This window comes from Actinomycetota bacterium (assembly GCA_013152275.1).
Lineage (GTDB): Bacteria > Actinomycetota > Acidimicrobiia > Spongiisociales > UBA4744 > BMS3Bbin01.
Genome location: JAADGS010000013.1, coordinates 1 through 15,617, shown reverse-complemented (window position 1 = coordinate 15,617; position 15,617 = coordinate 1). Strand labels below are relative to the sequence as shown.

Sequence of the window (15,617 nt, the reverse complement as noted above, 5' to 3'; positions counted from 1 at the left end):
CCAGTGTGAGATCCGACCACAGGCTGGTGGCGAACGTCGAGCCGTTGGAGAGCGAGACGAACCATTGGACGTCTGAGGTCCAGAAGTTGGCGATGTCGTCTCTGCCGTCGCCATTGAAGTCGCCGACGAGCTGATCGCCCCAGCCCGAGTCCGGTGTGAGATCCGACCAGAGGCTGGTCGTGAAGGTCGAGCCGTTGGAGAGCGAGACGAACCATTGGGCGCTCGGGGTCCAGAAGTTGGCGATGTCGTCTCTGCCGTCCCCGTTGAAGTCGCCGACGAGCTGATCGCCCCAGCCCGAGTTCGGTGTGAGATCCGACCACAGACTGGTGGCGAAGCCGGTGCCGGTTGAGAGGGACACCCACCAGGTGCTGTTCGACGGGTGGAAGTTGGCGATGTCGTCTCGGCCGTCCCCATTGAAATCACCGACCACCTGTCGGGTCCAGCCGGTGTTGGTCGTGTAATCGGCCCAGATCCGAGGAGGTGACGTCGGAGCCGCCCCGTCGGTGACCCACCACGTGCCGTCCGCCGGACGAAACGCCGCACCGTCCTCGATGCCGTCTCCGGTGAAATCTCCAACAAGGGGGTGCACGTAGGTGTCCTGCGGGATGGGTTGCCACAGGGCCGCCACGCGTTGACGGATCTCCGGCAACAAGACGTAGAGATCGTCACCTGGACAGGCGGTGGCCTGAGCGTCGCGATGCCCACTGATGTCGTTGAGGGTCACCCGCGTGCCCTGGGCGTACTTCAGCGAACCTTTGGAGACGACCGTCGTCGTGCCCAGCGGATCGATGTTGTGAATCGAGAACTTCCAGGCGAGGAGGTCGACGAGGCTGTCCTGGGCAGCCTGCGAGGGCAGATACCCGGTGTTCTGGAAGCTGCCGAGAAGGACGACACCCGTGGAGTAGGAGTTGAATCCTTGCGTGTGCGCCCCCTGGACGCCTTTGTCGATGCCGCCCTTTCGCCCCTCCCACACGCCGCCGAAACGGTCGACGACGAAGTTGTAGCCGATGTCGTTCCAGCCTCGTGTGTTCACGTGGTAGGAGCAGATGCCGAGAATGTAGGAGGGGACCTGCGCCTGCGTGTACGTGTTCCAGCCGGCGCTGTGATGCACAAACGCCATCGTGACCTGAACGTAGCCGACAGGAGCCGGGTTCGAAGGTCGACACGAGTCGGTCGGGTCCCAGTCGGTGCGAGGATGGATGAACGGCTGGGATGGTGCCGCCTGGGATGAAGGTGGTGTGAGCAGATCGGCCAGCCTTCGAAACAGTGGCTTGGACCGGTCGGTCGTATCCACCAGCGTCACGGCGGCCTGTCGCGGACGTTCACTCGTTCGGAACTGCACCGCATCCGAGGCGCCGGCCCAGACGGGAGGTGTGGCGAACCGCCGTCTTCGGAACTCGGCGGTGTCGAGATCGGGAGCATGACCGTCATCGAGTTCCAGTTCACGCCAAGGACTCCACACGCCGTCGGTTCGTGTTCGCGCCCAGATGTGCTTCGGGGCCCGCCCGGTCCAAGTCAGTCCGACCAGGGTGAACGGCATCTCGACCACCTGAGATTCGAATGAACCACCGGCAGCGTCCATCACGAGGGCATGGGTCGAGAGGCGGGCCCAGGCAGGACGCGATACGCCGCTCGGGACGGGAAGAAGACCCACGAGCAGACCGATTGCCAACGCAAGTGTGATGCGGCGCTTGATACCTGGCCTTTCTTCGGCCCACTCGATACGGCCGGAATCCCGGGCTGCAGTGTATTCGAGGTCTTGTCGCTCGGGAGGGATCTCTCTGCGACAACCGGCTGCGCACCGTCGAGGATGCCATCCGTCTCGCCCTCGAGTCACCGCAACGGCCGCCTCCCTCGATTCGGCACCGGCACCACGAACGTCGCCGGACGAGCCACTAGCATCGCTCCCATTGCCAAGAAGTTGGGAACGAATGGATGCCTACGTCGATCCCCGGGCGATCGTGGAAGACGACGTACACGTGGGGCAAGGCTGCGCGATATGGGCGTTTACGCAGATTCGTCGGGGAGCCAAGATCGGCACGGGGACGACGATCGGAAGCCACGCGTACATCGACACCGATGTCGTGATCGGATCCAATTGCAAGATTCAGTCCGGTGCCCTCGTCTTCCATGGCACAGAGATCGCGGACGGTGTGTTCGTGGGGCCCGGCGCCATCGTGACCAACGACAACAACCCGCGAGCGATTACACCTGAGGGCACGCTCAAAGATGATGCCGACTGGTGCGTGGAAGGTGTGACGATCGGCCACGGTGCTTCGATCGGAGCAGGTGCCATCCTCGTCGCCGGCATCGACATCGGAGAGTATGCGCTCGTCGCAGCCGGTGCGGTGGTCACAAAGGATGTGGCGCCCCACGAGTTGGTGGCCGGGATTCCTGCTCGGGGTGCAGGATGGGTATGCTTGTGCGGCCATAGACTTCAGGTTGTCCAGGGTCTCGGAGTGTGCCCTTCGTGTCGTCGAACCCACCAGATTTCATCCCAATAGCCGCGCCCGACATCGATGAGCAGGAGGAGGCGGCGGTACTTCGTGTCCTGCGTTCGGGCCGCCTCGCCCAAGGCCCGGAGGTCGCTGCACTGGAAGAGGAGTTCGCACGGGCCCACGGTTCAGGATTCGCGATCGCCGTCGCCAGCGGTACCGCGGCTCTCCATGTGGCCCTGCACGTGGCCGGCATCGGTCCCGGCGATGAAGTGCTCGTTCCGACGTTCACCTTTGCCGCATCGGCCAACGCGGTGCTCGCTGTCGGGGCTCGACCGGTGTTCGTGGACATCGGGGACGATTTCCTCATCGACTTGGAGGATGCCGAGTCCAAGCTCACCGGTCTGGCGAAGGGCATCATGCCCGTCGATCTCTATGGGCTCATGCCGGACATGGATCGCATGCGAGCTTTCGCATCCGACCATGGGCTGGCCCTCATCGAGGATGCAGCCCAGGCGCACCTCGCGCGGCGGGGGTCGTGGCGCGCCGGGACGGCCGGCATCGGCGCATTCTCCCTCTACGCGACCAAGAACATGATGAGTGGCGAGGGTGGGATCGTCACGATGTCGGACGAGCAGACGGCTAGAGACGCTGCGCTGTTTCGAAATCATGGGATGGAGACGCGGTACCGACATGTCACCTGGGGTCTCAACTACCGGTTGAGCGACCTCGCCGCGGCCATCGGACGCGTCCAACTCGAGAAGCTGCCGAAGGCGACGGCACGGCGCCGCAGCATCGCCGGCCGGTTCGACGCCGGACTCCCGGCCTTCTTCACGAGAACCGACGTTCCTGCCGATGCATATCACGTCTACCACCAGTACACGGTTCGGGTTCCTGCAGGTGTGCGCGACGAGACCGTGGATCGGTTTCGCTCTCGCGGGGTCGGGGTCGATGTGTACTACCCGACACCCGTGCACCTGCAGCCGTCGTTCGGGGGAGCCGAGGGGCAATGCCCGACTGCCGAGCGGTACTGTCGCCAGGTGTTGAGCCTTCCGGTCCATCCCAAGGTCACCGACGATCAGGTCGACAGGATCATCGATGCCGCAACGGCGATCGCGAACAATCTCGCATGACCGGCGTTGCGGTGATCGGTCTGGGCAAGATGGGGCTGCCGGTCGCCGCGTACTACGCGGCCGGAGGCGCAACGGTGGTCGGATACGATACGAACCGTTCGGTCGCCGAGCAGGTGAATGCAGGCGCCAGCCCGATCGGTCCGGAACCCGGGATGGACGAGGAGCTCGCCGACCTCGTGGCTTCCGGGCGGCTGAGGGCGACGACCGACCCGCGCGACGCCACGCACGCCGCGGAGGTCGTGATCGTGCTCGTTCCGCTCCTTGCCCGAGATGGGGAGCCCGACTTCGGCGCCATCGATGCTGCCGTGGCTTCCATCGCTCCGCACGTGCAGGCCGGCGCGCTCGTGATCTTCGAGACGACGGTCCCGGTCGGAACCACCCGGACGCGTTTCGCGGCCGCGTTGCGTGAGCTCCAGCCGCGTTCTCTCGTGGCCTTCAGTCCGGAGCGTGTCTACTCGGGACGAATCTGGTCCGATCTGGAGCAGTACCCGAAGCTGCTCGGTGGCGTCGATCGCGCTTCGAGTGACGCGGCGGCGAACTTCTACCGACGGTTCCTGCCGGTCGAGGTCCGAACGCTCGCGACCGCCGAGGCGGCGGAGATGGTCAAGCTGGCCGAGACGACCTACCGGGACATCAACATCGCTTTCGCCAACGAACTTGCACGCTTCGCGGATGCTTGGAACGTCGACGTGACCGAGGTCATCGCAGCAGCGAACTCTCAACCGTATTCACACATCCACGACCCCGGAATCGGCGTCGGTGGGCACTGCATTCCCCACTACCCGCATCTCCTGGAGTACTCGACGTCCGGCTCGGAGCTGATCACGGCTTCACGAGCCATCAACGAAGCGATGCCGGCCTGGGTCGTCGATCGCATGGCCGCCGAGCTCGGTGGGATCGGGGGCAAGACGGTGTTGCTGCGCGGTGTTGCCTATCGTGGCGGCGTCAAGGAAGCTGCGAGCTCACCGGCGTTCGGAGCTCGGGACGCGTTGGAGGCCCGGGGTGCCGTCGTGCTCGCGGAAGACCCCGTGTTCTCGAACGATGAACTCGTGGATCTCGGCTTCGAACCGTGGAAGGGCGAGCTGGTGGACGCTGTCGTGATCGTCGCGAACCATGAGGAGTATCAGCACATCGACTGGTCGGGCCGGCCTAGGATGCTTGTTGTCGACGGGAGGAACTGTTTGAATCCGGTCGAGGTGATTGCCGGGGGTCACGCCTATCTGGGAGTCGGCCGCGCCGGCGAGCACCGTGGCAATATGGACGAGGCGTCGGGGTCTCGCCCGGAGATCGGTCGGAGGTGACGATGGCGGAGCAAGGGGTGAGCTACGTCGACCCTGTTCGCGTGGGTGTGATCGGGCTGGGCAACATGGGTCAGAACCATGTTCGGGTCCTCAACCGGCTTCCAGGCGTCGATCTGCGAGCGGTCTCCGATCCGTCCGCGGAAGCAGTCGAGCGTGCGACCCGTTCCCGCATGGCTCGGGCATACAGCGACTACGTGCGCATGCTGGCCAACGAGGATCTCGAACTGGTGGTCGTTGCCGTTCCGACCCATCTCCACGAAGAAGTCGCGGTGGCGGTCCTGGAGTCCGGTCATCATCTGCTGGTGGAGAAACCTCTGGCGCCCGACGTGCCGACTGCGACCCGGCTCGTGGAACTCGCATCGACGGTCGATCGGATCGCCAGTGTCGGTCACATCGAACGATATAACCCCGTGCTGCTCGCGGCCAAGCGCGGACTCCGGTCGGGTGAGCTGGGTCGCATCTTTCAAGTCCGTGCAAACCGAACCGGGCCTCTGCCGGCCCGAATCAGCGACGTCGGCGTGGTCACCGACCTCGCAACCCACGATTTCGACGCCGTCCGATACCTCGTCGGCCACAAGATCGAGAGGGTGTTCGCCGAGACCGCCCGCAGGATGCATCGAAGCCACGAAGATCTGTTCTCCGGCCTGATGCGGTTCGATGACGGCTCGATCGCCCTGTTCGACGTGAACTGGCTGACACCCGTCAAGATTCGCGAGATGCGCGTGGTCGGCGAAGGCGGAATGTATGTCATCGATCTCCTCGCACAGAACCTCTTCTTCTATGAGAACGCCGACGTCGGCTACTGGTCCGATGCGACAGGGCGACTCGGAGTGAGTGAAGGGAACATGGTTCGGTACAGGATCGATCGGGCCGAACCGCTCGAAACCGAGCTCAGCGGCATCGTTCGTTCCATCCGAGGCGAGGATTTCGAGTACGTGTCGATGCTGGACGGTCTCTACGCCGTTGCCCTCGCCGATGCCGTCAAGCAATCCTCGGAGTTGCACGAGCCTGTCCTCTTCTCCGAACCGGCTCTTGTGTTGGCCAGCAGGCAATGAGCACGAAAAGCCGTCAGAGTCGAGAGCGGCGTCGACTCGCCTACTCCATCGTCAAGCGAATGCTGGATCTGCTCGTGAGCGGCGTGGCAATCCTGTTGTTCCTTCCGATCTTCCCTTTCATCGCCCTCGCGATTCGTCTGGACTCGCCGGGGCCGATCCTGTTCAGACAGGTACGAGTGGGTCTCGACGGGAAGCCGTTCACGATGCTGAAGTTCCGCTCGATGGTGGCCGATGGCGACGAGAGCATTCATCGCGCCTACTACGAATCGCTCGTGGTCGGAGAAGCGCAGCCTCGCCCGAACGAACACGGCGATCAGGTGTTCCTTCTCGACGATCCCCGTGTGACGCGTGTCGGCCGATTCCTCCGCCGTACGTCACTCGATGAACTGCCGAATCTTCTCAACGTCTTCAAGGGCGACATGAGTCTGGTCGGGCCTCGCCCCCCGATTCCGTACGAGATCGAGCTCTACGACGAACGGGCCAAAGGAAGGCTCGTCGTCAAACCCGGCATGACCGGCCTCGCTCAGGTGAGTGGGCGCGGATCGCTCACGTTCGCCCGAATCACCGACTACGACCTCGACTACATCAGGCGGCGATCGTTGCTGCTCGACCTCATCATCCTCCTGCGCACGATTCCTGCGGTACTTACCCGGAGAGGTGTGTAGACGAGTGGGCCGGGTGCTGGTCATCTCCCAATCCCATCTCGCGCGCGACCCGCGGGTTCGACGCACGGTCCGTGCCCTGCTCGACGGCGGATGGCAGGTGGAAGGTCTCTTCCTCGACGAACGACAGGTCGGTGAACACCTGAGAACCTGGAGGTTTCCCCTCGATCACAAGAGGAACGGTGTCCTGCGGTACCTCGTCGAGTACTCGTTGTTCTTCGTGTGGTCGCTGCTGTGGGTGTTGCGGCGTGTGGTCGTCGGTCGCCCGGCCCTCGTCTATGTGAACTCGCCGCCGGATCTTCTGGTGTTCGCCGCGCTGCCTGCTCGTCTCTTGGGTGTGCCTGTCTTGCTGGATGAGCACGACCCGATGCCCGAGCTCTTCGCGGCCAAGGGCAGGCGATCCGTCATCACACGCCGTCTTCTCCTTGCTCAGGAACGGTGGTCCATCCGGTTCGCGAACCGGGTCATCACCGTGCACGAACCGCTCAAGCAACTGTTCGAGTCTCGCGTACCGGGCGTGCCGATCGATGTCGTCATGAACGTCCCGGACCTCGAGGGGTGGGAATCGGTGTCCTGGGATGCCGGATCTCGCATCCTCGTCTTCACGGGGACGGTGGCCGTACGCTACGGTCTCGACGATGTGATCAGGGCCATCTCCCTGACCCATCGGAAGATCCCCGGGATCCGGTTGCGGATCGTCGGCGACGGTGAGGACCTGGAGACGCTGAAGGCCCTTGCCGGCGAGCTGGGCGTCGAGGACCGACTCGACTGCGTGGGCAGGGTGGACCACCAGGAGATCCCGTCCTTGCTCGCGGGTGCCTGGGCGGGGGTCAACGTGCCCAAACCCGATGAGCTCGGCTCTCTGTCCTTCTCGAACAAGATCGTCGAATGGGTGATGCTGGGGTTCCCGGTCATCGCCGGGCGGACCGGGACGTTGCTTCGCTATTTCCCCGAAGACACACTGCTCTATGTCGATCCGGGTTCGCCCGAATCGATCGCGGAGCGTCTCGTGGAACTGGACCGGATGAGCAGGGACGACGTGGAAGGAACTCTCGAGAGGGCCAGAGCCGCCGTTGCGCAGATTGCGTGGCCGGTGCAGCGTGCGAATCTGATCCGGGTGATCGGTGAGACCGTCGACGCCTGAGCGCTAGCGGCCGACGCCGAGCAGAATGGTGGCGATCCAGGGGCTGATCGCCGCCTCGCCACCGAGGATCACGATGTCCGTCGGGTTGAGCCTGCGGAGTTCGAGCAGCGTTGCGAGGGGCACGTAGTCGTCTTTCACGAGCAGGAGCGGCGCGCCGTTCTTGATCGCCAGGGGCACGCCGGCGACGGCGTCGGGGAAGTTCGCCCCCGTCACGATGTAGACCTTGGGGACACCCGGCTCGAAGAAAGCCGCGGAAATGGCGGCTGCGGTCTCGTATCGGTCCGAGCCTCCGATGCGGTCGACCGTCGATGCATACGATGCCAGGGAGTTCTCGACCGCCGATGACACCACTGCCGTGCCTCCCAGCACGACGATTCGGGCGGGTGCCAGGCGTTGGAGCTCGGTCGCCGTGGCCGGAGGTATCTGGTCCAGGCCGACGAGCAGGACCGGTGAGCCGATGTGCCCTGCCGCCGCCGACCCTGCGAGACCGTCGGGAAACGAACTGCCGCTCGCCACGAACACGGTTCCGACACCGGGGTTGAACCGCGAGGCGGAGATCGCTGCCGCCGTGCCATAGCGGTCCGTGCCGGCGAGGCGGCCGACAGGGGCGCCGGTGAGCGACTCGAGCTGCGCCACGACGGAGTCACCTATGGCTCCCGGACCCCCGATGACGGTGATCGTGTCGGGGGAGAGGCGAGTGATCTCGGTGATCGTGTCCGTGGGCAGGGCGGTAGATGTGCTCAGGAGCACCGGTGCCGAGGCGAGGCCGGCGACGGGGCCGACGGTGAGCGCATCGGCGAAATCCGAGCCGACGGCGACGAAGACCTCTGTGGCTCCACTCGGGAAACCGGCCTCGGAGATCGCCTTTGCCGTTCCGTATCGGCTCGTACCCGAACGCCTCGCGAGCGCTCCGGTCTGAGCTGCACGCAACGCGTCGTATGGATCCACCGGGGTGCCACTCGGGTCGTGCAGTTCGAAGTGGAGTTGAGGCGCGACGTTCTCGGCGTTGCCGCTGTCACCGACCCAGCCGATGAGCTGGCCCTCGACGACGTGTACCCCAGGGGCGATACCGGGGGCGAACCCCCAGCCTTGACCGTCGTCGGTTCCCGGAGTGTCGTTGTTCATGTGGATGTACCACGAGGCCCAACCGTCGTCGTGGTTGAGAGCCATCGCACAGCATTTCACGCCTCGCTCATTGTGCATCCAACCGACGGTCCCGTCGGCCACGGCGACGATCGGTATCATCTTGTCGGCCATGATGTCGTTGCCTTCATGCGTCCGACTGCAATCGGTGCCTCTGCACGCGCCGAATGTGTCCGTGTAGTGATGCGTGCCGGCGACCGGGAAGGTCATTGGGTAGGTGGACGCGCCAAGTGCTCGCTCCGGCGCGCCGACGAGCGAGGTGAGGACCAACGCCGTCGCTGCCAGCAGAGTGGCGACTCTTCGCACGGAAGGGTTATCGGCAGGAGCGCCCGGCGCCTTGAGCCGTTTTCTAACGGTTCGCAGAATCGCTCCGTGTCACATTGCCCACGGGAACGCAGTACTGGTCGTACTCGACGATCTTCGGTGGGTGGTCCTCGTCGGCGCAGGCCGGGCAGGACGGGTCTCGGTGTAGGTTCAGCGTGCGAAACTCCTCCTCGAGCGCGTCGTAGGTGAGGAGTTTCCCGACGAGTGTCTCGCCGATATCGAGCAGGATCTTGATCGCTTCGGTCGCCTGGATGGTCCCGATGACCCCAGGCAGCACTCCCAACACTCCGGCTTCCGAGCACGACGGTGCCATCTCTGGAGGTGGCGGTTCAGGGAACAGACACCGGTAGCACGGACCCTCGTACGGCCAGAAGACACTCGCCTGGCCCTCGAACCGAAAGATCGATCCGTGCACGACCGGGGTCCGCAGGTGCAGCGACGCGTCGTTGACGAGGTAGCGCGTCGGGAAGTTGTCGGCACCGTCGACGATGACGTCGTAGCCGTCAAGGATGTCGAGCACGTTGTCGGCCTTCAGCGTCACCTTGTAGGGGCGTACGGTCACGTCCGGGTTGAGGCCCCGCAACGTCTCCGCAGCGGAATCTACCTTGGGCTCACCGACCCGTGACGTCCTGTGGAGGATCTGACGTTGCAGATTCGAGATCTCCACGGTGTCGAAGTCGACGATGCCGATGGTGCCGACCCCCGCAGCTGCCAGATATAGGGCGACCGGGGAGCCGAGGCCACCTGCGCCGACGATCACGACCTTGGAATCGAGGAGTTTTCGCTGGCCTCTCTCGCCGACCTCCGACAGTGCGAGGTGGCGTGCGTACCGGATTCGGTGGTCGAGATCGAAGGTCTGGGGGACCTCCCACGGATGCCCGGCCATGCGCCAGCCGTCCGAGCCCTCTGCGAGAGATCTGACCGACGAGTACCCCATCTGCTGCAGCGCGTAGGCCGCGAGGGCCGACCGCTGGCCGACGCTGCAGTAGAGGACGAACTCGGTGTCCCGGTCGGCGTAATCGGCGATCGCGCTTTCGAGAAAACCCCGGGGGATGTGCACTGCACCGGGAATGGCGCCTTCGGCGTACTCGGCGTCCTCGCGGATGTCGATGATCAGTGGCGCTTCGTCTCCGCGTGCCGCGAGCTCCGCAACGGAGATCTCGTTGACCCGGCTGCGCGTGCGGTCCGTCCACTCTTGGTAACTGAACATGGGTGGCAGCGTAGCTTTCTCACAGCCTGAAGTGGCCGGTACGCACCATTCACCCACCCACCCATTCACTCCGTTCTCGTGACGGTTGGCCGGGATTATTCCTGTGAACCGTCACGAGAACGGTTTGATGGGTCGGGGAACAGAAGGGTGAGCGCCTTGCAGTGCTCGGCGCGCAGGGCCGGTGACAGTCGTCGGGTCTGGCCTGGACCGAGTGGGGGAATCGTCGCACGCACGTGAATCCGTCCGGGCTCGAGCGAGACGAGCCCTTCGGCGGCGAGTTGGGGGAGCCTGATCGGGCAGGGCAGCGAGGTGTTCTTGCGGGCCGCCGTCACCAGGCGCAGCAGCTCGGCGACTGCGGTCGAACCGATGAGTGCCGTCCAGAAGCGGCGCACATATGCGGCATCGGGCGGAACTCCCACCGTCCCGTCATCCCAGATGCTCGGCGTGACCGTCGGGCGCCGTCTGGCGCTGCGCCTGGTTGCAGTGTCCGGGTTCGGCGCGGCGTGAGTCGCGACGGGAGGACGAGCATCGCGTTGTTTCCCGGACACTGCAACCTGCACCGTGTAGTGATATCAAGAAACACCAACCAACGTCAAGATACGTCATAGGAGGTCGCGAAAAGAATCTCTTCAACCTCCTCCGCCACCTCCGGACGGGGGCGGAGGAGGTGGCGCCTTGCCGATGAAGAGCGTGATCGTGTCGCCGAACGTTACGGTGGAGGCGGGGATCGGACTGGTCGTGATCACCGTACCGACGAGCGTCGGTTCGGTCGTCTCCACGAAGATCGTCGTGAAGGAGAGCTCGACTCCGGTGTCCTCCTTGAATTGGGCAAGGGCGGCAACCACCTGATCCACATCCATGCCCGTCAGGTCGACCAGCGGTGCCGAGGGGGGGACACCCGAAGAGACTTGCACGGTGATCTTGGTGCCTTCGTCGACCGTCAGAGGTTGGGTGGCCGTTCCGTCTTGACCCGCCGGGTTCGGGTCCTGGCCAACGACGATGCCGGCAGACTCGACGGAGGGCACCTCGACCATGACCGGTTGGAGGTGGGCCTTGTACACCGCGTCCTCGGCGTCGTCGGCCTGCATCCCGAGCACGAGCGGCACGTCCGTCTTCGGAATCACGAAGTACTTGCTCACTCCTGGGGGATCGGGCGGGAAGTTCTCGACGGGGACGTTCTTGAGGATGTCGGTCATGTACTCCGCCCAGATCGGAGCGGGGATCGTTCCCCCATAGACCCTCGAGTAGTACTGATTCTTGATCGTGATGTCGCGCATCGGGTACTGGAAGTCGGGGTAGCCCACCCACACGGCGGTGGCATATTGGGGAACGAACCCGACGAACCATGCGTCGGTGTAGTTCTGATGAGTTCCCGTCTTGCCTCCCTGAGGACGGCCGATGTTGGCGGCGGGTGCGGTTCCGGCCCTGGTGGGAACCCGGGTCAGGGGGCGGCGGGCAGCAGCGATGATTGCAGGGTCGACGACCTGCATGCGTTGGGTCTCGTGCTGGTACAGCACCGTGCCGTCGGGACCCTCGATGCGTTCGATGAGATACGGTTCGGCCCAGAGGCCGTTCGTCGCGAAGTTCGTGTATGCGGAGGCCATCTCGATCGGTGTGGCTCCTCCGCCTCCGAGGACGATCGAGTAGACCTCGGGGATCTTCGATTTCTTGATCCCCATCCTGCGAGCGACATCGATGATGTGGGCGGGGCCGACCGCAACCGAGACCTGCGCGTAGACCACGTTCACCGACTGGTAGGTCGCCTGGGTCAACCGTATCCCCGTATCCTTCTTCCCTCCGCGCACCGTCCAGATGTTCGACCCGTCGCGGCCGCATGAGAACGGGCATTCGATCTCGATGGGGGAGCGTGCATCCCAGAACGAGTTCAGCGAGCCGCCGGATTCGAGGTAGGCGACCAGGCCGAACGGTTTGAAGGCGGAGCCAGGATTCCGCTCGCTTCGCAGGGCCAGATCGAACTGCTCGACGTCGAAGGGGAGGCCACTCGACATGACCCGGATCGCGCCGGTGGCGCTGTCGACCGTGGAGATCGCTCCGGTGGGTGCACAGCGAAGCCGTTCGAGGGACGGGACGGCCGTCTGGGTCGCGTTGTAGCGGGCGATGCACGCATCCACCTGTTGTTTGGTCATCGTGGAGGGATCCGTGTAGGGCAGCCACGACTCGAGGATCGAGTTGGCCGTCTCCTGCCAGTCGAGGTTGATCGTGACGTACACCTTCAGCCCGCCTCCACCGTGGCAGTTCTCGTCATCCGCCGCGCATCCGAAGATCGCCACCTTGCGTTCCTCGGTGGTGGCTCCCAGGAAGGCGAACTCCGGTTCGTGCAGGAGCTGTCGCTTGACCTCGGCGACAACGTGGTCCGCCGGGCCCGCGAATCGCGATGGAGGCTTGATGTCGAGGGGCTCCTTCTTGGCCGCTTCCCCTTGACTCTTGGTGATCATGTTGTGCGCGACCATCGTGTCGATGACATCGTTGCGGCGTTGCAGGACGTTCTCCGGCTGCCGTCGCGGGTCGTAGACCCGCGGGTTACGGATCGGAACGAACATGGCTGCGGACTCGGCGATCGTGAGTTCGTCGAGGCTCTTGCCGAAGTACTCCTGGGCTGCAGCCTTCACCCCATAGGCTCCCCAGCCGAAATACACCGAGTTCAGGTAGAACTCGAGAATCTGGTCCTTCGTGTAGCGGCGCTCGAGCTCGACGGCGACGGCGGCCTCACGAATCTTGCGGGTGAGGGTCAGCTCGTCACCGACGAAGTTCTGCTTGACGACCTGCTGGGTGATCGTCGAACCACCGCGCTCTCTGCCATATCGCAGATTGTCGATGAAGGCGCTGCCGATCGCAGCGAAGTTGACCCCTTCATGTTCATAGAACGTCGAGTCCTCGGAGGCCAGCGCACCGTCGATGACGATCTCCGGAACGTCCTCGATGCGGATCGGCTGACTGTTCTTGCCGTCGTCCAGCTCGGCCAGCTTCTCGTTCTTGAGCGTGTAGATGCGTGAGACCCTGGACAGGTCGGGGAAGTCGAGCGCCATGCTCTGCACGTCGGGGACGAACCGTTTCTCGAGACCCGTGAAAACGCCGAATGCGGAGCTCGTCCCGAAGAACGAGAACAGTGCAAGCCAGGTCGAGGCGAGGATGGCCACGGACAGGAGTGTCGCGAGCGCGACGAACCACCGGCTCCTGACTTCCCGGCGTTCGAGTTCGTGGATTGGTGCGGACATGGTTCGCCTCAAGCGTCGGGCACGCTGCCCGTTTAGCATTCGTGAGGATACCCATGATCCGAAAAGACACAATGCACCAGCCCGAACGTGTAACCACCAGCGGCATCGAAATCGAGACCGTCTACCGCCCCGACGAGGTACCGGACCGCCTCGGTGAACCGGGTGCCTACCCGTACACCCGCGGCCCGTATCCCACCATGTACCGCGGGAAGCTCTGGACGATGCGCCAGTACGCCGGGTTCGGCGATGCCGACGCCACAAACCGGCGGTTCCGCTCATTGCTCGAGGCCGGGCAGACGGGTCTGTCGGTGGCCTTCGACCTTCCGACACAGATGGGGTACGACTCCGACCATCCGATGGCCGAAGGCGAGGTCGGCAAGGTGGGAGTCGCCATCGACAGTATCGAGGACGTGCGGCGCCTGTTCGCCGGGATCCCCCTCGGCGAGGTGAGCACCTCGATGACCATCAACGCAACCGCGGCGATCCTGCTGTTGCTCTACCAACTGGTCGCCGAGGAGCAACACGTGGCTCCTGAGCGGATCCGAGGCACCGTCCAGAACGACATTCTGAAGGAGTACGTCGCGCGGGGCACGTACATCTACCCGCCGGCCGCTTCGATGCGGCTCGTCACCGATGTCTTCTCATACTGCGCCGAAGAGCTTCCTTCCTGGAACACCATCTCGATCAGCGGCTATCACATGCGTGAGGCCGGTGCGACCGCAGCGCAGGAGCTGGCGTTCACGATCGCCGACGGTCTCGCCTACGTTCGCGCGGCGATCGACGCCGGTCTCGACGTGAACCGGTTCGCACCGCGTCTCTCGTTCTTCTGGAACGCCCACAATCAGTTCTTCGAAGAGATCGCCAAGTTTCGGGCTGCAAGGCGTCTGTGGGCCAGGCTCATGCGGGACAAGGTGGGGGCGACCAACCCGAAGGCGTGGCAGATGCGCTTTCACACCCAGACGGCCGGCAGCACCCTCACGGCCCAACAGCCGGAACTCAACATCGTTCGCACGGCCGTCCAGGCGCTCGCCGCGGTGCTCGGGGGAACCCAGTCCCTGCACACCAACTCGTTCGACGAGGCGCTCGGACTGCCGACCGAGAAGTCGGCCAAGATCGCCCTGCGCACCCAGCAGATCCTCGCGTTCGAATCCGGTGCGGCGGATACCGTCGATCCTCTCGCGGGTTCGTACTTCATCGAGGCGCTGACGGACACGCTCGAGGAGAGAGCCGCTGCGCTGATCGACGAGGTCGAGGCACTCGGTGGTGCGGTCGGCGCCATCGAGATGAACTTCCCACAGCGGGCGATCGAGGACGCGGCATACGAGACGGCGAAGCGGATCGAGGCCGAAGACCAGATCGTGGTGGGTGTGAACCGTTTCGTCGAGGAGGGAGAAGAGGAGGAAGTTCCGGTCCTGCGGATCGATCCGGCCCTGCAAGAGGATCAGGCCTCTCGCCTTGCCGCGCTGCGCGAGCGGCGTGACGGTGCCGCCGTCGGGCAGGCCCTGGAGGCGGTTCGGGCGGCCGCCCGCTCCGGCGAGAACATTCTCTACCCGATGAAAGAGGCGTTGCAGCTGCTCGCGACGCTCGGCGAGGTCTCGGACGCGCTCCGCGACGTGTTCGGAGAGTACCGCCCGTAGAGCCCGATCTTGCTTTCCCTCGCAGGGGAAGTGGCCTCGGCTACGCCGACGCGTGGGCACCCCCATCGCCTCGAAGACTCGGCACTTCCCCCTGAGGGGGAAGAAAAGAGAGGAACGACCCCACGTTCTTGCTTCCCCTCGCAGGGGAAGTGGCCTCGGGGTTTTGGCCGAGGTCGATGGGGTAGAGCCTCTTCGCACCGGCACTTGCACCCCCATCGCCTCGAAGACTCGGCACTTCCCCCTGAGGCCGCGGGTACACCCCCATCGCCTCGAAGACTCGGCACTTCCCCCTGAGGGGGAAGGAAAGAGAGGAACGACCCCACGTTCTTGCTTCCCC

At 64.4% G+C, this 15,617-nt stretch carries 12 protein-coding genes; 7 read left to right on the top strand and 5 right to left on the bottom strand.

Annotated features, from left to right (window positions below; genetic code table 11):
- Window positions 1–1,837: hypothetical protein (locus GXP34_00850; GenBank protein ID NOY54519.1), on the bottom strand; the 1,837-nt coding region annotated here is incomplete at its 3' end.
- A 94-nt stretch (window positions 1,838–1,931) separates the two neighbouring features.
- Here GXP34_00850 and GXP34_00845 point away from each other — a divergent pair.
- The 6 genes from GXP34_00845 (at window position 1,932) to GXP34_00820 (ending at window position 7,730) form a co-directional block, all read left to right on the top strand.
- Complete coding sequence (locus tag GXP34_00845; protein ID NOY54518.1) at window positions 1,932–2,504, top strand: N-acetyltransferase; 573 nt, start codon at window positions 1,932–1,934, stop codon at window positions 2,502–2,504.
- Window positions 2,471–3,568 (top strand): DegT/DnrJ/EryC1/StrS family aminotransferase, encoded by a 1,098-nt coding sequence (locus GXP34_00840; GenBank protein NOY54517.1) that lies wholly within the window; start codon window positions 2,471–2,473, stop codon window positions 3,566–3,568. The genes GXP34_00845 and GXP34_00840 overlap by 34 nt, the downstream gene beginning before the upstream one ends.
- Window positions 3,565–4,869, top strand: coding sequence for a nucleotide sugar dehydrogenase (locus GXP34_00835; GenBank protein NOY54516.1), 1,305 nt, complete (start codon window positions 3,565–3,567; stop codon window positions 4,867–4,869). The genes GXP34_00840 and GXP34_00835 overlap by 4 nt, the downstream gene beginning before the upstream one ends.
- A 2-nt stretch (window positions 4,870–4,871) precedes the next feature.
- The gene (locus GXP34_00830; protein ID NOY54515.1) at window positions 4,872–5,924 is read left to right on the top strand and encodes a Gfo/Idh/MocA family oxidoreductase; all 1,053 of its coding nucleotides are present in this window, start codon (window positions 4,872–4,874) and stop codon (window positions 5,922–5,924) included.
- A 62-nt stretch (window positions 5,925–5,986) separates the two neighbouring features.
- Window positions 5,987–6,589, top strand: coding sequence for a sugar transferase (locus GXP34_00825; GenBank protein NOY54514.1), 603 nt, complete (start codon window positions 5,987–5,989; stop codon window positions 6,587–6,589).
- A gap of 4 nt (window positions 6,590–6,593) precedes the next feature.
- Entirely contained in the window at window positions 6,594–7,730 is a 1,137-nt protein-coding gene (locus tag GXP34_00820; protein NOY54513.1) for a glycosyltransferase family 4 protein, read from the top strand.
- Window positions 7,731–7,733: 3 nt separating this feature from the next.
- On the opposite strand, the gene GXP34_00815 is transcribed toward GXP34_00820, so the two are convergent.
- From GXP34_00815 to GXP34_00800, 4 genes are all read right to left on the bottom strand, one after another.
- Window positions 7,734–9,179 carry a peptidoglycan DD-metalloendopeptidase family protein gene (locus GXP34_00815; GenBank protein NOY54512.1) on the bottom strand — a complete coding sequence of 482 codons (1,446 nt, stop codon included), beginning with the start codon at window positions 9,177–9,179 and terminating at the stop codon, window positions 7,734–7,736.
- Window positions 9,180–9,222: 43 nt separating this feature from the next.
- The gene (gene moeB / locus GXP34_00810; GenBank protein ID NOY54511.1) at window positions 9,223–10,407 is read right to left on the bottom strand and encodes a molybdopterin-synthase adenylyltransferase MoeB; all 1,185 of its coding nucleotides are present in this window, start codon (window positions 10,405–10,407) and stop codon (window positions 9,223–9,225) included.
- A 95-nt stretch (window positions 10,408–10,502) separates the two neighbouring features.
- On the bottom strand, window positions 10,503–10,967 hold the full coding sequence (locus GXP34_00805) for a hypothetical protein (GenBank protein ID NOY54510.1): 465 nt from the start codon (window positions 10,965–10,967) through the stop codon (window positions 10,503–10,505).
- Between the two features lie 69 nt (window positions 10,968–11,036).
- The gene (locus GXP34_00800) at window positions 11,037–13,643 is read right to left on the bottom strand and encodes a PASTA domain-containing protein (protein NOY54509.1); all 2,607 of its coding nucleotides are present in this window, start codon (window positions 13,641–13,643) and stop codon (window positions 11,037–11,039) included.
- Window positions 13,644–13,714: 71 nt separating this feature from the next.
- On the opposite strand from GXP34_00800, the gene GXP34_00795 reads away from it, so the two are divergent.
- Window positions 13,715–15,280, top strand: coding sequence for a methylmalonyl-CoA mutase (locus GXP34_00795; protein ID NOY54508.1), 1,566 nt, complete (start codon window positions 13,715–13,717; stop codon window positions 15,278–15,280).
- Window positions 15,281–15,617: the final 337 nt, after the last annotated feature.

What these genes read in the sequence shown, in the direction of transcription:
- GXP34_00795 (NOY54508.1), top strand. Translation starts at nt 13,715, where the DNA reads ATGCACCAGCCCGAACGTGTAACCACCAGCGGCATCGAAATCGAGACC.
- GXP34_00800 (NOY54509.1), bottom strand. Translation starts at nt 13,643, where the DNA reads ATGTCCGCACCAATCCACGAACTCGAACGCCGGGAAGTCAGGAGCCGG.
- GXP34_00830 (NOY54515.1), top strand. Translation starts at nt 4,872, where the DNA reads ATGGCGGAGCAAGGGGTGAGCTACGTCGACCCTGTTCGCGTGGGTGTG.
- GXP34_00835 (NOY54516.1), top strand. Translation starts at nt 3,565, where the DNA reads ATGACCGGCGTTGCGGTGATCGGTCTGGGCAAGATGGGGCTGCCGGTC.
- GXP34_00845 (NOY54518.1), top strand. Translation starts at nt 1,932, where the DNA reads ATGGATGCCTACGTCGATCCCCGGGCGATCGTGGAAGACGACGTACAC.
- moeB (NOY54511.1), bottom strand. Translation starts at nt 10,407, where the DNA reads ATGTTCAGTTACCAAGAGTGGACGGACCGCACGCGCAGCCGGGTCAAC.